The 18,997-nt window shown below is 72.3% G+C and carries 21 protein-coding genes and 1 riboswitch; of the genes, 8 read left to right on the forward strand and 13 right to left on the reverse strand.

Translation table 11 applies throughout. The features are described 5' to 3' along the window. The first annotated feature begins 1 nt into the window (after position 1). A complete protein-coding gene (locus QQZ14_RS05610; RefSeq protein WP_284533238.1) occupies positions 2–682 on the forward strand; it encodes a cobalt-precorrin-6A reductase in 681 nt (226 codons plus the stop codon). Here QQZ14_RS05610 and QQZ14_RS05615 read toward each other — a convergent pair. Beyond that, the gene (locus tag QQZ14_RS05615) at positions 679–882 is read right to left on the reverse strand and encodes a hypothetical protein (protein ID WP_284533239.1); all 204 of its coding nucleotides are present in this window, start codon (positions 880–882) and stop codon (positions 679–681) included. The genes QQZ14_RS05610 and QQZ14_RS05615 overlap by 4 nt on opposite strands. Positions 883–1,023: 141 nt before the next feature. Here QQZ14_RS05615 and QQZ14_RS05620 point away from each other — a divergent pair, with 141 nt between their 5' ends. Further along, the gene (locus QQZ14_RS05620; RefSeq protein WP_284533240.1) at positions 1,024–1,215 is read left to right on the forward strand and encodes a hypothetical protein; all 192 of its coding nucleotides are present in this window, start codon (positions 1,024–1,026) and stop codon (positions 1,213–1,215) included. 54 nt (positions 1,216–1,269) lie between these two features. Here QQZ14_RS05620 and QQZ14_RS05625 read toward each other — a convergent pair whose 3' ends face one another. The 3 genes from QQZ14_RS05625 to QQZ14_RS05635 form a co-directional block, all read right to left on the reverse strand. Then, positions 1,270–1,656 carry a VOC family protein gene (locus QQZ14_RS05625; protein WP_284533242.1) on the reverse strand — a complete coding sequence of 129 codons (387 nt, stop codon included), beginning with the start codon at positions 1,654–1,656 and terminating at the stop codon, positions 1,270–1,272. 134 nt (positions 1,657–1,790) lie between these two features. After that, positions 1,791–2,555 (reverse strand): CbtA family protein, encoded by a 765-nt coding sequence (locus QQZ14_RS05630; protein ID WP_284533243.1) that lies wholly within the window; start codon positions 2,553–2,555, stop codon positions 1,791–1,793. A 10-nt stretch (positions 2,556–2,565) separates the two neighbouring features. Then, a complete protein-coding gene (locus QQZ14_RS05635; protein WP_284533244.1) occupies positions 2,566–2,784 on the reverse strand; it encodes a CbtB domain-containing protein in 219 nt (72 codons plus the stop codon). Positions 2,785–3,246: 462 nt separating this feature from the next. Here QQZ14_RS05635 and QQZ14_RS05640 point away from each other — a divergent pair, with 462 nt between their 5' ends. Further along, a complete protein-coding gene (locus tag QQZ14_RS05640) occupies positions 3,247–3,939 on the forward strand; it encodes a (2Fe-2S) ferredoxin domain-containing protein (protein WP_284533245.1) in 693 nt (230 codons plus the stop codon). Positions 3,940–3,952: 13 nt separating this feature from the next. Here the strand turns inward: QQZ14_RS05640 and QQZ14_RS05645 are convergent, their stop codons facing one another. Further along, positions 3,953–4,357: a hypothetical protein gene (locus QQZ14_RS05645; protein WP_284533246.1), complete on the reverse strand. Its 405-nt coding sequence runs from the start codon at positions 4,355–4,357 to the stop codon at positions 3,953–3,955. A gap of 76 nt (positions 4,358–4,433) precedes the next feature. On the opposite strand from QQZ14_RS05645, the gene QQZ14_RS05650 reads away from it, so the two are divergent. Continuing rightward, positions 4,434–5,351 carry a DUF427 domain-containing protein gene (locus QQZ14_RS05650; protein WP_284533247.1) on the forward strand — a complete coding sequence of 306 codons (918 nt, stop codon included), beginning with the start codon at positions 4,434–4,436 and terminating at the stop codon, positions 5,349–5,351. 38 nt (positions 5,352–5,389) lie between these two features. On the opposite strand, the gene QQZ14_RS05655 is transcribed toward QQZ14_RS05650, so the two are convergent. Both QQZ14_RS05655 and QQZ14_RS05660 read right to left on the reverse strand, forming a co-directional pair. Next, on the reverse strand, positions 5,390–5,956 hold the full coding sequence (locus QQZ14_RS05655) for a hypothetical protein (RefSeq protein ID WP_284533248.1): 567 nt from the start codon (positions 5,954–5,956) through the stop codon (positions 5,390–5,392). Between the two features lie 515 nt (positions 5,957–6,471). After that, positions 6,472–7,542: an alkene reductase gene (locus tag QQZ14_RS05660; RefSeq protein WP_284533249.1), complete on the reverse strand. Its 1,071-nt coding sequence runs from the start codon at positions 7,540–7,542 to the stop codon at positions 6,472–6,474. A 294-nt stretch (positions 7,543–7,836) separates the two neighbouring features. Here QQZ14_RS05660 and QQZ14_RS05665 point away from each other — a divergent pair, with 294 nt between their 5' ends. Further along, positions 7,837–8,115, forward strand: a complete 279-nt coding sequence (locus tag QQZ14_RS05665) for a hypothetical protein (protein WP_284533250.1) — start codon at positions 7,837–7,839, stop codon at positions 8,113–8,115. 126 nt (positions 8,116–8,241) lie between these two features. On the opposite strand, the gene QQZ14_RS05670 is transcribed toward QQZ14_RS05665, so the two are convergent. The 5 genes from QQZ14_RS05670 to QQZ14_RS05690 are packed head-to-tail and all read right to left on the reverse strand — an operon-like array spanning position 8,242 to position 14,888. Next, positions 8,242–9,168 carry a cobalamin biosynthesis protein gene (locus QQZ14_RS05670; protein ID WP_284533251.1) on the reverse strand — a complete coding sequence of 309 codons (927 nt, stop codon included), beginning with the start codon at positions 9,166–9,168 and terminating at the stop codon, positions 8,242–8,244. Continuing rightward, positions 9,165–11,561, reverse strand: a complete 2,397-nt coding sequence (locus tag QQZ14_RS05675) for a cobyrinate a,c-diamide synthase (RefSeq protein ID WP_284533252.1) — start codon at positions 11,559–11,561, stop codon at positions 9,165–9,167. The genes QQZ14_RS05670 and QQZ14_RS05675 overlap by 4 nt, the downstream gene beginning before the upstream one ends. Beyond that, positions 11,558–12,172 carry a cob(I)yrinic acid a,c-diamide adenosyltransferase gene (gene cobO, locus QQZ14_RS05680; RefSeq protein WP_284533253.1) on the reverse strand — a complete coding sequence of 205 codons (615 nt, stop codon included), beginning with the start codon at positions 12,170–12,172 and terminating at the stop codon, positions 11,558–11,560. The genes QQZ14_RS05675 and cobO overlap by 4 nt, the downstream gene beginning before the upstream one ends. After that, the gene (gene cobA, locus QQZ14_RS05685; protein WP_284533254.1) at positions 12,172–12,939 is read right to left on the reverse strand and encodes a uroporphyrinogen-III C-methyltransferase; all 768 of its coding nucleotides are present in this window, start codon (positions 12,937–12,939) and stop codon (positions 12,172–12,174) included. Before cobA ends, cobO begins: the two co-directional genes overlap by 1 nt. Further along, the gene (locus tag QQZ14_RS05690) at positions 12,939–14,888 is read right to left on the reverse strand and encodes a VWA domain-containing protein (protein ID WP_284533255.1); all 1,950 of its coding nucleotides are present in this window, start codon (positions 14,886–14,888) and stop codon (positions 12,939–12,941) included. Before QQZ14_RS05690 ends, cobA begins: the two co-directional genes overlap by 1 nt. Before the next feature lie 103 nt (positions 14,889–14,991). Beyond that, positions 14,992–15,146, reverse strand: a riboswitch (cobalamin riboswitch). A gap of 27 nt (positions 15,147–15,173) precedes the next feature. Between QQZ14_RS05690 and cbiE the strand changes: the two genes are divergently transcribed. The 3 genes from cbiE (at position 15,174) to QQZ14_RS05705 (ending at position 18,345) form a co-directional block, all read left to right on the forward strand. Then, positions 15,174–16,409 carry a precorrin-6y C5,15-methyltransferase (decarboxylating) subunit CbiE gene (gene cbiE, locus QQZ14_RS05695; RefSeq protein WP_284533256.1) on the forward strand — a complete coding sequence of 412 codons (1,236 nt, stop codon included), beginning with the start codon at positions 15,174–15,176 and terminating at the stop codon, positions 16,407–16,409. 299 nt (positions 16,410–16,708) lie between these two features. Continuing rightward, complete coding sequence (locus QQZ14_RS05700; protein ID WP_284533257.1) at positions 16,709–17,740, forward strand: hypothetical protein; 1,032 nt, start codon at positions 16,709–16,711, stop codon at positions 17,738–17,740. After that, positions 17,728–18,345, forward strand: coding sequence for a hypothetical protein (locus tag QQZ14_RS05705; RefSeq protein ID WP_284533258.1), 618 nt, complete (start codon positions 17,728–17,730; stop codon positions 18,343–18,345). Before QQZ14_RS05700 ends, QQZ14_RS05705 begins: the two co-directional genes overlap by 13 nt. Before the next feature lie 30 nt (positions 18,346–18,375). Here QQZ14_RS05705 and bluB read toward each other — a convergent pair whose 3' ends face one another. Further along, positions 18,376–18,996, reverse strand: a complete 621-nt coding sequence (gene bluB / locus QQZ14_RS05710; protein WP_284533259.1) for a 5,6-dimethylbenzimidazole synthase — start codon at positions 18,994–18,996, stop codon at positions 18,376–18,378. Position 18,997: the final 1 nt, after the last annotated feature.

Here is an 18,997-nt window from a genome sequence, read left to right on the forward strand (position 1 = left end):
GCTGCTGGACGACGCCGGCGTCGACGTCACCACCTCGCTCGCTGGCCGGGTGGCCCGGCCGCGGATGCCGGTCGGCGAGACCCGGATCGGCGGGTTCGGCGGCGTGGCCGGGCTGCGGGCCGCGCTGGCGGCGTACGACGTCGTGGTCGACGCGACACACCCGTTCGCGCCCGGGATCACCGCGAACGCCGCCGAAGCCTGCCGGCTCGAGGGTGTCCCGCTGCTCCGTCTCGAACGGCCCGGGTGGGACCCGGATCAGACCTGGCGCTGGGCCGACGGCCACGACGAGGCAGCGACGTTGGCGGCGGCTCTGGGTCAGCGGCCCTTCCTCACGGTCGGGCGGCAGGAGCTCGCCCGGTTCGTCCCGTCCCTGGCCGACCGGGCGGTGCTGGCCCGGGTGGTGGACCCGCCGGAGATCGAGCTGCCGGCGTCGTGGGAGATCCTGTTCAGCCGCGGGCCCTACACGCTCGACGGCGAGCGCGAGCTGATGTGGCGCCACGAGAGCGACGTGCTCGTCACCAAGGACTCCGGCGGCGCCGCGACGTTCCCGAAGCTGCAGGCTGCGGGCGAGCTGGGTCTGCTGGTCGTCGTCGTACGCCGTCCGCCGGCTCCCGAGGGCGTCGCGACCGTGCCGTCTGCGGAGGAGGCCGCCGGCTGGGTGCAGCGCTCCGGACCGTCCTAGACCATGGCTCTCCAGACGCGGACGCACGTCACCCCGAGACCACCCACTCCCCAGACCAACATCAGGATGTGGAGGTACAACCGCCAGCCGGACTCGTCGCCATCCGTCAGGTTCACCACGGCTGAGATGACGAAGCAGATGTACACGATCAGTTCCCACGGGCTCGGTTCCGCCCGTGCCTCCTCGTCCCCCGTGCTCACCACCCCAACCTAGGGCGTTCGGCAGCCGCTTTGCGGCTGATTCCCCCTGACCGAGGCTCCGCGTCGGCCGTCCGGGTCTCGCGTCGGCCGAACGTGCCAATCCGAACCTCCGCCGGCGGATCCGCCGATATGGTCGGGATCGTGACCGCCAGCTCCCACAGCCACGGCAACCTGTGGCTCCTCGCCTTTGCGTTCGGCTACCTCGCCTTCACCGCCTGGGACGTCGCGGACGGGGAGCCGTTCCGGTGGCGGGTGGCGGTCGACATCGCGATGACGCTGGTGACGGCCGCGGCGTACGTCCTCTCGCGCCGTCCTCGTCCCCGCCACGCCTGACGCACGGAAAGCAGCCGACACCGCTGCGATCGGCACGACGCGACCGCAGCGGTGCTAGCCGAGGAGATCCCAGAGGTTGCCCCAGGGATCACGGAAGACGCACACCCTGCCGTAGCTCTCCGAACGCGGCGGTCGCACCAGCTCGCACCCGCTCTCGATGACGCGGTCGAAGGTGCTGTCGAAGTCGGGGACGCGGAGGAACAGCCCCACCCGTCCGGCGAACTGGCGCCCGATGGCAGCGACCTGCTCCGGCCCGTCCGCGCGAGCAAGCACGAGCCCCGGTCCCCCATCGGCTGGGCGCACGACCACCCAACGCTTCGGGCGACCGTCGGTGGTCAGGGACGGCGAGTCCTCGGCGAGCTCGAACCCCAGCACCCGGGTGAAGAAGTCGATCGCAGAGTCGTAGTCGTCGACGATGAGGGAGCACAGTTCCAGAGGCACCCCTGGACGCTATCGGGCGGGAGCTCGAAGGGTGCCCGGTGCGGGCGCGGGGCTGAAGGTGGGCCGGCCGCCCCCAAGGACGTCATACGGACGGAGCAAGCGGTTGCACCTTCCGTACGACGTCCCGGGGCAGGTCAGAGGCTGGCGGCCAGCGCCCGTCGTTCGATCTCGGCGGTCTGCTGGCGGAACAGCCTCGAGACCAGGCCGGTGAGCACGACCCCGAGGACGCCCCAGGTCGTGGCGAGCGTGATCAGCGAGGCCCGGCGGAAGTACCAGAGCAGGTCGGCCGGGAAGTCGCGCACCTCGTTGACCGTGCCGAACAGGTGACCGGCGACCACCATCACCACCACGTAGCCAGCGACAGCAGCGACCGTGCCCCCGTAGGTGCCGATCCGGTCGCGCAGCCGGACCGCGGCGTACGTCGTGACGGCAGCCGCGAGCACCGAGACGGCCAGGAAGCCGAAGTAGAGCGCGGTCCGGTCGCCGATCGTGTCGCCGCTGCCGACGCCGGGGGGTGTGGCGGGGTACTTCAGGAACGGCACGAGCGCCACGGACACGAAGCCCAGCAGCGAGACGAGCGCGACCGTCTGGCCGGGCAGCAGCCGGCCGATCCGGCCGACGAGCGAAGCCGAGACCAGGGCGACGATGCCGCCGAGGGCCACGCCGACGGCCAGCGAGCCGGTGAGCAGGCCCCAGGTGCGCTGGGTGTCACGGGAGATCTGGACACCGTCGTCGTGCGAGTGCGCCCCGTCGTGGGAGTGCGTGTGCTCGCCGCCGTCCTCCAGGGCGATCGCGGCCTCGACGTGAGGCTCACCGACCTGGTGGGCGACGAAGAACGTGGCCAGACCGGCGACCAGGCCGGCCAGCAAGCCACGGATGAGGAAGGCCCGGGCGTTCATGCGATGCCCGTCAGTGGCAGGGGTACCCGAGCAGGTGGCGCCCGTCGTGCACCCACTCGTGGATCGCCGTACCGGCCGGGAGCGAGACCGCTCCCTGGTCGGCGCTGATGAAGAAGAGCACCAGCGCCCCGAGCAGCCCGAAGAACAGTGCCCAGGGGGCGAGCTCGCCCAGCGGGATCGTGGGAACCTCGACGGCGGTGGTGGCCGGAGCGGTCGTCGACTGCGACATGTTTCCTCCTCAGGGTTCTGCGCCCTGGTGATGTGGATGAGGACGAACGCCCGGGTCTGACTTCACCGCCGAGGCGATGTCACAGCAGCGCGACTGTGCCGGATTCACACCGGCTTCCATTGGCGTTCGCTGGACGCAGCCTACGGGGTGCCGGGTCCGGTGGTCGAGCGCGCAACACGGTGGTTGAGGTGCGAGCGGAGCGAGCCTCGAAACCACCACCGGTGATCGAGCGCCCCGTCCCGGTGGTTGAGGTGCGAGCGGAGCGAGCCTCGAAACCACCACCGGTGGTCGAGCTCGTCGAGACCCCCCGCAGCCTGGGCAGGGCGCCGTGCGCAACACGGTGGTTGAGGTGCGAGCGAAGCGAGCCTCGAAACCACCGCCGCTGGTCGAGCTCGTCGAGACCCCGGCAGCGCAGGCAGGGCGGCGACCGCGGATCTTACCGGCTGGTACGTTGCCGGCACGATGACGACGTACGTCCTGGTCGGCACCTCGCCGACCGACGCCACCCGCCGCCACGAGCTGCGTTCGCAGGCCGACCGCCTGGGCGCCGAGCTCGCGTTCCTCCAGCTCGCGACGCCGTCGCTGATCACCGTGCTCGACCGCCTCGCCGACGCCGGCACCTCGCGGGTGGTGCTGGTGCCGGTCGCCGGCGGCCACGACGGCCCGGGCCCCTCCTGGGTGCGCCGGATCGCCGCGCACTGGTGGCGGGCGTACGGCGAGGGCGCGCCCGAGCTCGCCACCACGGCCGGCGCGCTGACCGACGACGCGTCCTTCGATGACCTGGTCGCCGAGGCCCGCCCGATCACCCACGGCGGCCCCGGCCTCACCTCCCCCGCCTGGGAGGACGTGCCCCGCCACCGCCGCCAGGTCCTCGTCTGCCGCGGCCCGCGCTGCACCGCCTCGGGCGCGGAGGACTCCTGGGTCGCCCTCGTGCTCGCGCTGATGCGCCACGACCTCGGCGACGACGACGTCCTCGTCACCCACACCGGCTGCCAGCTCCCCTGCAACCACGCACCCGTGATGACCGTCCAGCCCGACGACGTCTGGTACGGCGCGGTCGACGCGGCCGTTGCCGAGGAGATCGTAGCCGGACACCTGGCGGACGGTCAGTCGGTCGAGCGGGTGCGGCTGCGCCGGCAGGTCCGCGACCACTGATCAGGTGTGATCGCTACCTGTCCTCGGGCGGGTGCGCGTACCACCCGGCGCCGGGGATGACGCCGTCCGGATACTGCGTCGCGATCTCCCGCAGCCGGAGCAGGCCGGGGTCGACCGGCAGAGCCGGGGCGTCGCAGGGCACCAACCGGTAGAGGTCATAGACGAGGTAGCGCCGGTCCGAGGGCTGCTCCAGGACGAGCTCTCGTACGTGGTGTGCGGCCAGCTCGACGGAGCCCCACGTGATCGAGACCAGGTCGTCCCACTCGTCCGGCGTCATGACGATCTCGACCACGGCCGACGTCTCGTCAGGCTTCCGCGCGTCAACCACCAGGCCATGCGGCTCGCGCTCCTCCACCATCCCCACCGACCCCAACGTCTCGACTAGTTCGGTCCACCACGGATCGGGCTCGACGCTCACGCCCTGAGGATCGCACGACCGTCCCCCTGGGATCGGGGCCACGTGCGCCGTCGGACCTTCGTGCTTCGATGCCGGCATGCACGAGGTCGTCGTCGGCGCGCTGTTCCGTGAGGGCCGTGTCCTCCTCGTGCTGCGCAGCAAGGACAAGCGAGTTCGGCCGGCCCTGTGGGACCTGCCGGGCGGCGTCGTCGAGCGGGGCGAGTCGGAGCTGGATGCGCTCGCCCGGGAGTTGCGTGAGGAGCTCGGCGTCCAGGTGTTGCTCGACTCGGTCTCGCCGCTGGCTCGGGTGATCGCAGGCCCCGACGACGATCCGGTGTCGGTCAGCGCCTGGTTGGTGGGGACGTGGCAGGGCACCCCGGCGAACGTGGCACCCGACGAACACGACCGCGTCGAGTGGTTCGGCCTGGGCGAGCTGCCGCCACCTCCCCACATCGTCGTGCGCGCTGCCGTGGTCGACGCGATGCGAGCCCGTGCGCCTTGGCGCCCGAGAGACGATGGCGTCATGAGCGATGATGCCGGCCGGGCGACTACAGAGTCGGTGTGGGACTATCCGCGGCCGCCGATCGTCGTCCCCTCGCACGAGCACGTCGTCGTCGAGCTCGACGGCGAGGTGGTGGTCGACACCCGACGATCGCTCCGCGTGCTCGAGACCAGCCATCCCCCGGTCTACTACCTCCCGGTCGACGCCATCCATCGCGGCTTGCTCAGGCCGGTCTCCGGGACGACGTGGTGCGAGTTCAAGGGCGTGGCGTCGTACTTCGACATCGTGGGCCGAAGCGGTCGGGTGCTGGCTCGCGCAGCCTGGCACTATCCAGATCCCACTTCTGGCTTCGAGGTGCTGGTCGGGCACGTCGCCATCTATCCCGGAGTGGTCGACCGATGCTCGGTCGACGGCGAGACGGTGGTCGCGCAGCCTGGTGACTTCTACGGCGGCTGGATCACCAGCAAGGTGACCGGCCCCTTCAAGGGAGCACCCGGCACCTCCGGCTGGTAGGCACGTGCCGGTCGATCGACGCCCGACGGCGACGTGCGTCAGTCAGCTCCGTCGCGAAGCCACTCGACGTCGCCGAGGTCGTCGGTGAAGCCGACGGTCCGCCAATAGTCTCTGGCCGCTGCGGTCGGGTGCGGACCGAGACAGACGGTCACCCGGTCGTCGCCGACCTTCCGGACAAGGACGCCTTGCTGGGTGTCGTGGCGGTTGCATCGCGCGCGGTGCCGGCCGGGCGCTCCCATCCAGTCCTGGTACACCAGGTAGCCGGTCACGTTGCCGAACGCGGGCGGAAGGGCATCCACGGAGTAGAGCGTCATCCACATCTTGCCGGTGCCGTCGCGATTGGCCCCTGGGATCGGGTTGCTGGGCAGGAAGAACCCGGGCTCGTCCTCCTCGTCCGCTCCGGGCGGGAGCTGTGCGGGTAGTAGCAAGGGGTCTTGCCGGGCTCCGCGCTCGATGGTCGAGGCGAGCTGCGAACGGGTCAATGCGGAGTACCGGCCGCCGTCCTGCGGGCCATCGTCGGTCGCCACGCCATAGGCCACGACTCCAGCCACGCCCAAGGTCGCGACGGCGACTCCCGCAGTCCTGCGCCCCCACGACCCTGCCACGCACCGAGAGTAGGCCCGACGGGCCGCGACTGGAGAGAGAACGCCCTCACCTCCGCACGAGCGCACGAACGGGTTGTGGCTGCTTCTTTGACACCAAGGGGCGCCAGATCCGTGCGGCCGTGCTGGACAGACCGGAATGCGGCGCCCTCCGGAAGAGGCCTGGTGAGAGCGAGGCCGGGACTTCACTCAGCCTCTGCTCCCGGCAGCGCCGAGAACCCCTGAGCCTCCGTTACTGCTGAGATGACCGCGGGAACACCGTACAAGTCGCGGCTCCTGGCGACATCCTGACATCGGCGTGCCTGGACGCAACGGTCGTGGCAACTCCGGACGAGCTCGAGCAGGGGTCCAGTGTCCGGCTGTGTGGCTGCGGCAGCCCTGTGGCCCAGCGAGCGCCGGGGCGCACCGTGAGCATCACGGGGCGTGGAGGTCGGAGGGTCCGTTGGGGTCGTGTGCCTGAGACCGGACTACAGGTCGTTGACAGGCACACGACCCGCGCCCTGCTTCGGGCCCGTTGCTCAGTCGTCGAGGAACGGGTAGTCCGTGTAGCCCTCGGCGCCACCGCCGTAGAAGGTGTCGCCGTCCGGCTCGTTGAGGTCCGCGCCGGTGCGCCACCGGGCGGGCAGGTCCGGGTTGGCCAGGAAGAGCCGACCGACGGCGACCGCGTCGGCGAGGTCCTTGTCGAGGATCTCCTGGGCCGACTCGCGGGTGGTGATCTCACCGAAGCCGTCGTTGGCGATGACCACGCCACCGAAGGAGCGGCGCAGGTCCTGGATCAGGTCCTGCTTCGGGTCGGCGAGGATGCTCAGGTAGGCCAGTCCGAGCGGGGCAAGGCCCTCGATCAGCAGGCGGTACGTCGCCGCGACATCGGCCGGGTCCTCCTCGGTGGCGCCCTGGATGTTGTGGGCGGGCGAGATGCGGATGCCGACCCGGTCGGGGCCGATCGCCTCGGCCACCGCACGGGTGACCTCGAGGGCGAAGCGGACCCGGTGCTCCGGCGGGCCGCCGTACTCGTCGGTGCGGTGGTTGGAGCCGGGCGCCAGGAACTGGTGGATGAGGTAGCCGTTGGCGCCGTGCACCTCGACGCCGTCGAGGCCGGCCTCGACCGCGTTGCGGGCGGCCTGGACGTAGCCCTCGACGATCGCGGGGATCTCCTCGACGGTGATCTCGCGCGGCGTCGGGAAGGGCTTCATCCCGCCGGCGGTGAACATCTCGCCCGGGGCCGCGATCGGGCTCGGCGCGACGATCTCCCTGCCGCCGGTGTTGTCGGGGTGGGAGATGCGACCGACGTGCATCAGCTGCGCGACGATCCGGCCGCCGTTGGCGTGCACGCCGTCAGCCACCCGGCGCCACCCGGCGAGCTGCTCCGCGGAGTGGAACCCGGGGGTGTTCAGGTAGCCCTGGCCCTCCGCGGTGGGCTGGCTGCCCTCAGTGATGATCAGGCCCGCGGAGGCGCGCTGGGAGTAGTACTCCACCGCCAGGTCGCCGGGCACGGTGCCCTCGGCACGGTTGCGGGTCAGGGGCGCCATGACGAGCCGGTTCGGCAGCGTCCACGCGCCAACGGTCAGGGAGTCGAAGAGATCAGCCATACCCGGCACAGCGCTCGCGGCTCTCTGGTCTGTTCCGAGACGCGCTGGTGAGAACTGTCACCGTTTGACGTTCAGGATCGCCGCGCCCTGGCGGACCTCCCACCGGGAATGCGTCTGTCCGCCTGCTCCCCGGCGACCTGTCGTCCGTGCTACACCGCCCAAAACCCACGTGTTCGAGCGGAGATCGTCCCGCTCCTCCGGCGCATCCGCCCCTCTGGGGACCTTGGCCACTGGCGTCGTTCGGCTGCGCGCACCACGATCGCACGGAAAGCCGTCGCTCACGGAGGGATCGAGATGTTGTACCTGGTGAAGGTCCGGGTGGACGTGACCAAGCTGGCCGAGTTCGGCGCGAAGATCGCCAATCAGGAGTTCGACAACAGCAGTACGAGGTGGACGTACTGTCGGAAGGACGATCCAGCAGTCGGATACAGCCTCTGGGAGACTACCGACGAGGCCGAGTTTGTGAAGAAGTTCAGCCCTTATCGGCCGTACTACGCGGAAGTCGAGGTCACCGAGATGGTGCTGCCGTCGGAGGCGCAAGCGCTCCTCATGGACGGCGCCCAGCGCCAGTAGGTCCGCGGCGGAGAGCGGGTGTGGAGGTCGTCGGGGTCTGCTCCGGGTCAATGCGTCTGTCCTCGGTTCAGTTGACCCGTCCCGCTGATGCCAGGGCGTCCGGGTCGAGGTAGCGAGGACGGTGGGTCAGCATCGGCGGTTCGCGGCCGCGAGCACGGAACCACCCGCGGCGACCCAGCCCACCGGCTGCGCCAGGTTGGTGCCGCGCGGGATGTCGCCGGGTGTGACCGGCCGGCCGGGGCCCATCGTGGGGCGGTGCTCGACGCGGTCGCCGTAGCGGTTGGTGCCGCCGAGGGTGATGCCGAGGGAGCCGGCGAAGGCGGCCTCGATGACGCCGGCGTTGGGGCTGGGGTGGGCGGGGGCGTCGCGGCGCCAGGTGCGCCATGCGTCGCCGGCTCGTGAGGGGTTGGCGACCATCACCGCGAGGGCGGCGTACCGGGAGCCCGGCAGGCCGAGCAGGTCGTCGAGGCGGGCGGAGGCCCAGCCGAAGCGCTCGTAGCGGGGGTTGTGGTGGCCGACCATCGCGTCCAACGTGTTCGCCGCGCGGTGGGCCAAGAGCCCGGGGATGCCGGCGACCGCTCCCCAGAAGAGGGGTGCGGTGACGGCGTCGGAGGTGTTCTCGGCGACCGACTCGACCACCGCTCGGGCGATCTCGTTCTCAGACAGCGAGGTGGTGTCGCGGCCGACGAGGTAGGTCAGGCGGTGGCGGGCGCCCGGGAGGTCGCCCGCAACAAGGAGAGAGTGGACCGCCATCGCCTCGCGCTCGAGGCTCTTCCCGCCCAGCACCGTCCAGGTGGCCAGCGCCGTGGCGCCGGCGTGCAGCAGCGGGCGGCCGCGGGTGGCTCGCTCGGCGCCCACGCCGAGCAGCGCACAGCCCCCGACCAGCACGGCGTTGTGCAGGACGCCGCGGGCGCGGGAGTCGGCGTACAGCCTGGCCTCCAGCCGCGACGCGACCGACCCGAACACCGCGACCGGATGCCCGCGCCCTGGATCCCCGAAGACCCGGTCCGCCACGAAGCCAAGGAGCAGCCCGACTGCACGCGAACGGCTCACGAGATCGCGTCCAGCTCGGCGAACAGCCGCGCACAGGTCTCGGGCGGGCGGACGGCGATGCGGGCCCAGGTGGCGTCGAGGCCGGGGAACGTGTCCGCCCGGCGCACGGCGACGCCCCGCTCCCGCAGGGCCTCGCGAGTGCCAAGACCAAGCCGCGCCAGCACGAATGACGTCTCCGACGGCAGCACCTCGACCCCGCGCTCCTCCAGCCCGGCCACCAGCTTCGAGCGCCAGGTCGTGATGCGCTCCGCGCGGCGGGTGGCCTCGGCGAGCGCGGCCGGGGCGGTGCACGCGACCGCGGCGGTGATCGCCGGCGCCGACACCGACCACGGCACCTGGCGGGCCGCGAGGCCGGCGATGCTGCGCTCGCTGCCGAGGACGTAGCCCGCGCGGATGCCCGGCATCGACCAGTGCTTGGTGAGGCTGCGGATCACCAGCAGCCCGCGGCGCCGGTCGCGCGCCAACGACTCGCGCTCCCCCACCACCGTGTCCATGAACGCCTCGTCGACGACCACCACCCGCTTGGGCCGCCGCAGCCGCAGCACGTCGGCGGCGGGGTGCAGCACGCCGGTCGGGTTCGTCGGGTTGCCGAGCACGACGAGGTCGGCGTCGTCGGGCACCGCGTCGGGGTCGAGGCGATAGCCGTCCTCCGCGCGGCACGGCACCACCGTCACCCGGTGCCCGGCCCGCTCGAGCGCGGCGTGCGGCTCGGTGAACTGCGGGTGCACCACCACGACGTGGCGCCACTGCTTCCACCGCGCGACCAGCTCGAAGGCCTCGGCCGCGCCCGCGGTGACCAGAACCTCGTCGGTACGCCGGCGGTGCAGCTCCGCGATCGCGGCCCGCGCCGGAGCCGGGTCCGGGTAGCGCACCGAGTCGCGTACGCCGTCGAGCAGCGCGGCCTCCAGCCAGGCCGGCCGCGGCTCCGGGTGCACGTTGACCGCGAAGTCCACCAGCCCCGGTCCGGTCTCGCGGTCGCCATGATGCTGCAGCGGCTCGACCGGCGGCTGCTCGACGACCGCCACGACCGGCGCGACGGGTGGCGACGCCGCAGCCACGGGCGAGGCAGCGGCCGCGGCATCCGCGAACCGCTGCGCCAGGACCGGACTCCCCGCCCAGTGCAGGTGGAGGTACGACGCGTGGAGAGTCGACGACGCGACGCCGATCAGCTCGCCGTCGATCTCCCACGCCGGCGTCCACCCGCGGGCCGGCCGGGTCAGCGCGGTGCGGTGGAACTCGTGCCCGCGCACCTCCTCCCCCGCGCGGCTCAGCAGGTTGTCGCTCGCCGCCCCGGCGACCGGGTAGCGCAGCGTCAGCCGGTGGGTCATCGCCGCGTCGGCCCCGACCACGCCGGCCATCGGGGTGCCGTCGAGCGCGTCGAGCAGGTAGAGGAGCCCCGCGCACTCGGCCACGGTCGGCAGACCGGCGACCACCGCCTCGCGCACCTGCGCGAGCAACGGCGCGTTGCGGCCGAGCTGGCGCACGTGCACCTCGGGGAAGCCGCCGCCGAGCAGCAGCGCCTGCGTGCCGTCGGGCAGCGCCCGGTCGGTCAACGGGTCGAACGGCACGACCCGACAGCCGGCGGCGGTGAGCAGCTCCGCGGTCTCGGCGTACGCGAACGTGAACGCGCGCCCGGCGGCCACCGCGACCACCGGCTCACCGGCGACGGGCCGCACCTCGGCGGCCGGGTCCCAGGGCGCGACGTCGAGGTCGGGCGCGGACGCCGCCAGCGCGAGCACCGCGTCGAGGTCGACGTGGCCCGCGACCTGCTCCCCCAGCCGGGCCACGACCTCCGCCGCGCCGTCGCGCTCCCCCACCGGCACCAGCCCGAGGTGCCGCGAGGGTGAGGAGATCGCCTCGTCGCGGGGCAGCACGCCCACCACCGGGATGCCCAGCGAGCGCGTCACCTCGGTGACGTTGCGGGCCGAGCCGGCCCGGTTGAGCACGACGCCGACCACCTCGACCGCCGGGTCGTACGCCGCCATGCCGGCGACCACCGCACCGACCGACCGCGACATCCGAGCGATGTCGACCACCAGCACCACCGGCGTACGCGTGAGCCGGGCGACGTGCGCGGTCGAGGCGAACCCGTCGGCGCCGATGCGGCCGTCGTGCAGCCCCATCACGCCCTCGACCACGGCGACGTCGGCGCCGCGGGCGCCGTGCAGCAGCAGCGGCGCCACGCGCTCCTCGCCGACCAGGTGCGGGTCGAGGTTGCGACCCGGCCGGCCGGTGGCGAGCGCGTGGTAGCCGGGGTCGATGTAGTCGGGGCCGACTTTGTGACCGGACACCGCCAGCCCGCGCGAGCGCAGCGCGGCCATCAGGCCGGTGGCGACCGTGGTCTTGCCCTGGCCCGTGCCCGGCGCCCCGATGACGACCCGGGGCAGGCTCACCACTCGATGCCTCGCTGGCCCTTCTGGCCGGCGTCCATCGGGTGCTTGACCTTCGTCATCTCGGTGACCAGATCGCTCACCGCCATCAGCTCCTCCGGTGCGCGGCGCCCGGTGACCACGACGTGCTGGTGGCCGGGCCGGTCGCGCAGCGTGGTGACGACGTCGTCGAGGTCGACCCAGCCCCAGCCGATCGGGTAGGTGAACTCGTCGAGCACGTACAGGTCGTGGGTCTCCGCGGCCAGCCGGCGCTTGATCTCCGCCCAGCCCTCCGCGGCGGCGCGGGCGTGGTCCTCCTCGTCACCCTGGCGCTTGCTCCACGACCAGCCGGAGCCCATCTTGTGCCACTCCACGGGCCCGCCCTCGCCGGTGTCGGCGTGCAGCTCGCCGAGGCGCTCGAGCACGGTCTGCTCGCCGATGCGCCACTTCGCGGACTTCACGAACTGGAAGACCCCGATGCTCCAGCCCTGGTTCCAGCCGCGCAGCGCCAGGCCGAAGGCCGCGGTCGACTTCCCCTTGCCGTCGCCGGTGTGGACCATCAGCAGCGGCCGGTTGCGGCGCTGGCGGGTGGTGAGCCCGTCGTCGGGCACGGTGAGCGGCTGTCCCTGGGGCATCAGTGGGTCTCCTGTAGTGGCGCGAGTACGGCGGCGAAGCGGGCGACCTCGCCGATGACGGTGACGGCCGGCGCGACCGTGGCCAGGGCGACGGTGGCGATGTCGGCCAGCGGCGCGCTGTGCACCTGCTGGTCGGGGTGGCCGCCGCGTGCGACGACGGCGGCCGGGGTGTCGGCGTCCAGGCCGTGGGCGAGCAGCTCGGCGGTGATCTCGGGCAGGTGCTTCACGCCCATCAGCACCACCAGCGTCGTGCGGCTGGCCACGAGTCCCGCGTAGTCGAGCCGGTTGTCCGGGTGCCCCGGCGGCACGTGGCCCGAGATCACGCTGAACCCCTGCACCAGCCCGCGGTGCGTCACCGGGATGCCGGCCAGGGCGGGTACGGCGACCGACGAGCTCACCCCCGGCACCACGCGCACCGGGATGCCGGCCTCGGTGCAGGCCAGCAGCTCCTCCATCCCGCGGCCGAACACGAACCCGTCGCCGCCCTTGAGCCGGACCACCCGGTGGCCGGCGCGCGCGTGGGTCACCAGCAGCTCGTTGATCCGCTCCTGCGGGGTGAACGTCCCGCGGGGCAGCTTGGCCACGTCGACGACCTGTGCGTCGGGCCGGGCCCAGGCCAGGGCATCGGCCGGCGCGAGGTGGTCGACGAGGAGTACGTCGGCCTGCTCGACCGCGGCCCGGCCGGCCACCGTCATCAGCCCGGCATCGCCCGGCCCGCCGCCGACCAGCACGACCGAGCCGGGTCGGAGGGTCTCGAGGGTGCCCATCAGGCGACCCGGCCCTGCGCGCGACTGGCCACGACACCGACCAGGCCGCGGGCGTCGACCCGCTCCATCGGCACGTGCTCGGCGCGCAGGTGGCCGGCGAGGGTGCGGGCCAGGCCCAGGCGCAACGGTCCCTGCTCGCAGTCGACCACCACGGACGGCACGCGCAGTCCGGCGAGGTGCCGGGCCGCCTGCTGGGCGCGCGGCACGGCGTCGGGCCCGGCCGTGGCGCGGCCGTCGGTGACGACGATCAGCAGCGGCCGCAGCCGGGCGTCGCGGAGCCGTTCGCGGGTGAGCACCCGGTGGGACTCGACCAGCGCCTCGGCGAGCGGCGTACGCCCTCCGGCCGGCAGGTCGTCGAGCAGCGCGGCGGCCACCTCGACCGACCCGGTCGGCGGCAGCGCGAGCCGGGCGCCGTCGCCGCGGAAGCTGATCAGCGCCACCTTGTCGCGACGGCGGTAGGCGTCGGTGAGCAGCGAGAGGATCGCGGTCTTCACCGCGACCATCCGGCGGCGCGCGGCCATCGAGCCGGACGCGTCGACGCAGAACAGCAGCAGGTTGGCCTCGCGGCCCTCGCGTACGGCGGTGCGGAGGTCGGCCGGCTCGAGCACGACCCGACCGACACCGGCGGCCGGGCGAGTGGCGCACCGCTCGGCCGCGGCGCGCAGCGTCTCGACCAGGTGCACGGGTCCGGGACCGGTGCCGCTGCCGACCCGACGACCGCTCGCTCCGAGGGCCCGGCTGCGGCGGCCGGGGCTGCCCTGGCCGACGCCGTCGACGGTGAACAGCCGCGGGCGGTAGGCCGCCCGGGCGCGCTCGGTGGCATCCGCTCCGCCCGGACCCGACGGCGCGGGTGCCGGCGCGGGCGGGGCCTCCGGGGCGTCCGACGCGTCCTCGCCCTCCGGTGCGGGCTCGGGCTCGGGGTCGGGCGGCGATGGTGGTGTCGGCGGCTCGGGTGGCTCGGGCGGCTGGGGCTCGTCGTCGCCCAGCACCTGATCGAGCAGGTCCTCGTCGAGCCCGGGCGCGTCGAACGGGTCGCGGCGACGGCGATGCGGCAGCGCCAGCAGCGCGGCCACGCGGATGTCCTCGCGGGTGACGCGGTCGCGACCCACCCACGCGGCGTGGGCGACCGCGGCCCGGGCGGTGACGATGTCGGCGCGCAGCCCGTCGACCTCGAAGGCCGCGCAGACCTCCGCGACCTTGAGCAGGGCGGCCTCACTGAGCACCACGTGGTCGAGCCGCGCGCGGGCATCGGCGATGCGGTGGGTCAGGTCCTCCTGCGAGCCGGCGTACTGCGCGACGAAGGCAGACGGGTCGCGGTCGAAGGCGAGCCGGCGGCGGACGACCTCGACCCGCAGCGCGGGGTCGCGCGGCGCCGCCACCTCGACGGTCAGGCCGAACCGGTCGAGCAGCTGCGGACGCAGCTCGCCCTCCTCGGGGTTCATCGTGCCGATCAGCACGAACCGCGCCGCGTGGCTCAGCGAGACGCCGTCGCGCTCCACGCTGACCGAGCCGGTGGCGGCGGCGTCGAGCAGCAGGTCGACGAGGTGGTCGTGGAGGAGGTTGACCTCGTCGACGTACAGGACCCCGCGGTGCGCGCGGGCCAGCAGGCCCGGCTCGAACTCCACGGCGCCGGTGGTCAGCGCCTTCTCGAGGTGCAGCGAGCCGAGCACCCGGTCCTCGGTGGCGCCGACCGGCAGCTCCACCAGCCGCACCGGGCGGCGGGTCTCGGTGCCGGGCTCGAACGGCCCGTCGGGCGACGTCGCGCTGGGGTCGCGCGGGTCGACCGAGAACCGGTCGCCGTCGTGCACCTCGATCCACGGCAGCACGTCGGCCAGGGCGCGCACGGTCGTCGACTTCGCGGTGCCCTTCTCGCCGCGCACCAGCACGCCCCCGATGTCGGGGCTGATCGCGGTCAACACCAGCGCGAGGCCCATGTCATCGAGGCCCATGCTGTCGAGGCGGGCGTCGTGGCCGCAGCCGAGAACAGCAGAAAAGGGGTACGTCGTTGGCACGTGTGAGGCTCCCGCTCGCTAGGCCATGGGTGGTGCTGGCCACGCGAGGCCGGTCTTCGGACTTGCCGGGTCACTCCAGAGGAGTGCTCGGTTCACCGCAGCGGGCCTGTGCCGGACTCTCACCGGCTTCCCAGATTCTCCCCGTTGTCCGTCCCCACCGTCTCCGGTGGCTGGGCCGCAGGGGCACCTCACGTGTGTGGGCGTCACGATAGCGTCCCGTCCGTGGCCGACCCGACACATCCGCTCCCTGGACCCGAGATCACCGTCGTGGGTGTCGGGGCGGACGGCCGGCTCGACGGGGCCGCGGCCGACCTGGTGAGGCAGGCCGAGGTGCTGATCGGAGGCGCCCGGCACCTGGCGGCAGCACCCGAGGTCGCAGGCCAGGTACGCCGGACGTGGCCGTCCCCCTTGACGGACGGGCTCCCCGCGCTGCGTGAGGAGCTGCGCGGCCGGCGGGCCGTGGCGCTGGCCTCCGGCGACCCGATGCTCTCGGGCATCGGTAGCACGCTGGTGCGGGCGTGGGGTGCCGACGCGGTGCGGGTGCTCCCGGCGGTGTCGTCGGTCGCGCTGGCCCGCGCACGCATGGGCTGGTCGGCCGAGGAGTCCGTGGTCGTCACGCTGGTCGGCCGCCACGAGGCGCGGCTGCTGCGCGAGATTGCGCCGGGGCGTCGCATCCTGCTGCTCACCTCAGGTGCCGAGACACCCGCGGTCGTCGCCGAGCTGCTCGTGGAGTCCGGCCACCCGGACGCCGAGGTCACGCTGCTGGCCGACCTGGGGAGCGAGCGCGAGACCGGGGCAGCCCGGCCGGCCGCGCAGTGGCTCGACGTACCGGTCTCCGACGTGCCGGCGCTGCACGTGCTGGCGGTGCAGATCCCTGTCAGCACGGGCCCCTGGCGCTCGGCGTGGGTGGCCGGGCTGCCGGACGACGCCTTCGAGCACGACGGCCAGCTCACCAAGCGCGACCTCCGCGCGTCCGCGCTCGCCCGGCTCCAGCCAGCTCCCGGACAGCACCTGTGGGACGTCGGCGCCGGCGCCGGCTCGATCGGCGTCGAGTGGATGCGCGCGCACCCCACCTGCCGCACGACCGCGGTCGAGGCCGACCCCACCCGCGCGGCCCGGATCGCCCGCAATGCCAGGGCTCTGGGCGTCCCGGACCTCACGGTCGTCGAAGGTCGCGCGCCCGACGCGCTGGCCGGGCTGCCCACTCCTGACGCGGTGTTCGTCGGCGGCGGGGCGACCCGCCCCGGCGTGCTCGGCGCGTGCCTGGCGGCGCTGCGCCCCGGCGGCCGGCTGGTCGTCCACGGCGTCACGCTCGAGACCGAGCAGCTGCTCGCCGACGCCTACCGCACCCACGGCGGCGAGCTCACCCGCCTCGCCGTCGAGACGGCCGCCCCCGTGGGTGGCTTCACCGGCTGGACGCCGGCGCGCACCGTCACCCAGTGGTGCCTGGAGCGGTGACCATCGCTATCTCACGGCGTCTGGGTTGGCCCTCGCCGGCGCACAGCTAAGTAGGGAGCCATGGCCGCCTTCCTGGCTGTTCGGGCAGGTTTAGGTGCGGCGACTGGCGGGCAAGGGACGCCGTCGGATCTCTCGGGGGAAGGACTCATTCGATGCCGGTCTCTGCCGCGCGAAACTCACTCTCGCGCCCATCGGCCCTACTCGCCGCACTGGTTCTCGCCCTAGTTGGGCTGTCGCCGCTAGCCCTTCAGGAACCTGCCGAAGCCGCGTGCTCGCCCATTCACGTCCGCGGTAAAGCCGTGTCGAACTCCGGCAAGGTGCTGCGCGCTCACAACGTTGCCGTCTTCTTGCACGACCACGATCGAGCTCTAGGCGGCGGAAAGACAAACAGGCTCGGCGCTTACGACATCACGATCTGCCGCTCCAGCGCCCTCGCCACCGCCGCGAAGCGACACACCGGCCGCGTGAACCTCGATGTCGTGGTCCACCGTGGAACCGAGGACAAGCCCTGGTACGTCCGGATCGGATCAGGTCGGTATGCGAGGCCTGTCATTGCGATCTCAAAGCGCTTCGTTGCTGCGAAGACGACCGACGAGACAGTCGATGCTCGCCCTGCCGCCAAGGGAGGAGGAACGATCGCGACAGGCGTCGCTGCGACCGAGACGAGCACGCTCTACCCGGAGTTGATGTTCGTTCAGGTGGTGCCGCACATGGTCGCGAACTACACCCTGAGCTCGTCGAACATTGGAACCTTCAAAGCTGTGATCGGGGTGGAGTCAGGCGTCTTCAAGTCGGCTGGCGAGTTGGCCATCGAAGGTTCGGGCACGTTCGAGTCCGACAAGCAACTGCTGTCCACCAAGAAGCACCCCAAACGCGCACTCCTGATCCATCCCGTACTCGCGGCGACCAGCCAGTACACCTGCTACAAGACCAACCCGTACTTCCCTCATCTCCGAACCAGCAAATGCGTTACAGAGTCGTCAGGGCACTGGACCGGCGACGTGCGAAAAGAGGCAACCCGATTTCGGGGCTGCGGGTCCGGTAAAGCCGATCCCATCAGGTTCACCAACCACGACCAGAAGGGCCTCAAGACCTCGGACGGTGTGAAGTACAGTTCGAGCGTGTCGGCCGGCGCTCTGGGGACCTCGATGACGGTCAGCGCAACCTACGGCGGCGCTACACGTGTGGACCTGGAGTTCGATCAAGAGCGCAGGGTCAACCGGTTCTGCTCTGGTGGAAACGGTGAAGCGGTGTCCTCGTCGTCGGCCTTCTACGTCGACTACCTCCCAAGGGCCGAACCCTGCCAGCCGCACACACCGTGCCGCGACTGACGCCCCTGGCGGCGGCGATCACGGTCGCTGCATCGGTCGCGTTGGGAGGCTGTCGGACTAGCGACCACGACCCCACCCCGTCTCCGCCGCCGACGACAGCGTCGTCTGCAGACGCCCACGAATGCGACTTCGCACCGGGATCCGGGCCTGAGAAGGCTGGCGGCCCGCTTCAGTACGCCACGAGCGGAATCACCCTCGCTCGGACCTATGTCAAGCCGGGGACCTTTCAAGACGCCGGGATCGTTCAACTCCTCAACAAGAGCAACACCCCGGCGCTCATCACCGACGTCGACCTGGTGCCGCAACCCCCGTCATCGCCGCTCGCCTTCAAGGGGGCCTTCGTGCGGGCCAGCTACGGATACCTGGAGTTCCTGAAGCCACGGAACCGCAGCTCCTACAAGCCCGCCCGGGGCTACTGCGTTCACCCCACCGGCGAGAACGACCGTCCCGACGTGTTGGTGCTCCGGATCGGGCCCTCAAGGAACCCCGGTGGCGCCAAGTACAGCCAGAACAACAGCGTGAATGTGCACTACACAACGCCAGACGGGCAGCGCTACGTCGCCGTCTACCCGACGAGATTCCAGTACCCCAACCACGACGACTAGGGATCGCAGGCGTGCCTGCCCGGTGCGGAGTCAGGTAACTCCGTAGCGCTCGTCGTGCACCACCGCCGACAACGGGCTGCGGCCGCGCCAGCCGAAGCGCTCGAGGTCCGGTACGTCGGGCAGCGCGTCGACCTCGCCCACGCAGAGCCACGCCACCGGCCGCACGTGCTTGGGGAAGCCGACCAGGTCGCGCAGGAACTCCTCGCGGTAGAAGCTCACCCAGCCCACGCCGAGCCCCTCGGCGGTCGCGGCCAGCCAGAGGTTCTGGATCGCCAGACACACCGAGTAGAGCCCGGTGTCCGCGATCGCGTGCCGCCCCAGCACCTGCTGCCCCGCGGTCGTCGGGTCGTAGCCGACGACCACCCCGAGACCGGACTCGACGATGCCCTCGACCTTGATGCGGGAGAACGTCTCGGCCCGCTCGCCCTCGAGCGACGAGGCGAAGACCTGGCGCTCGGTCTCCACGTGTGCGTGGAAGGCGCGCAGCGTCCCGGGGTCGCGGACGGTCACGAACACCCACGGCTGCGACATACCCACGCTCGGCGCCCGGTGCGCCGCACCTAGCACACGCTCGAGGATGTCGGGCTGCGGTGGCCCGGTGAACTCGGCGCGGGTGTCGCGGCGGCGGGCGATGGCGTCGTACAGATCCATG

It is taken from the genome of Nocardioides sp. T2.26MG-1 (assembly GCF_950101795.1).
In the GTDB taxonomy this organism is placed as follows: Bacteria; Actinomycetota; Actinomycetes; order Propionibacteriales; family Nocardioidaceae; genus Nocardioides.

Bases quoted from the DNA above. Each gene is read 5' to 3' on its own strand.
- QQZ14_RS05630 (WP_284533243.1), bottom strand. From the start codon at position 2,555: ATGAACGCCCGGGCCTTCCTCATCCGTGGCTTGCTGGCCGGCCTGGTC.
- QQZ14_RS05635 (WP_284533244.1), bottom strand. From the start codon at position 2,784: ATGTCGCAGTCGACGACCGCTCCGGCCACCACCGCCGTCGAGGTTCCC.
- QQZ14_RS05640 (WP_284533245.1), top strand. From the start codon at position 3,247: ATGACGACGTACGTCCTGGTCGGCACCTCGCCGACCGACGCCACCCGC.
- QQZ14_RS05650 (WP_284533247.1), top strand. From the start codon at position 4,434: ATGCACGAGGTCGTCGTCGGCGCGCTGTTCCGTGAGGGCCGTGTCCTC.
- QQZ14_RS05660 (WP_284533249.1), bottom strand. From the start codon at position 7,542: ATGGCTGATCTCTTCGACTCCCTGACCGTTGGCGCGTGGACGCTGCCG.
- QQZ14_RS05665 (WP_284533250.1), top strand. From the start codon at position 7,837: ATGTTGTACCTGGTGAAGGTCCGGGTGGACGTGACCAAGCTGGCCGAG.
- cobO (WP_284533253.1), bottom strand. From the start codon at position 12,172: ATGCCCCAGGGACAGCCGCTCACCGTGCCCGACGACGGGCTCACCACC.
- cobA (WP_284533254.1), bottom strand. From the start codon at position 12,939: ATGGGCACCCTCGAGACCCTCCGACCCGGCTCGGTCGTGCTGGTCGGC.
- QQZ14_RS05690 (WP_284533255.1), bottom strand. From the start codon at position 14,888: ATGGGCCTCGATGACATGGGCCTCGCGCTGGTGTTGACCGCGATCAGC.
- bluB (WP_284533259.1), bottom strand. From the start codon at position 18,996: ATGGATCTGTACGACGCCATCGCCCGCCGCCGCGACACCCGCGCCGAG.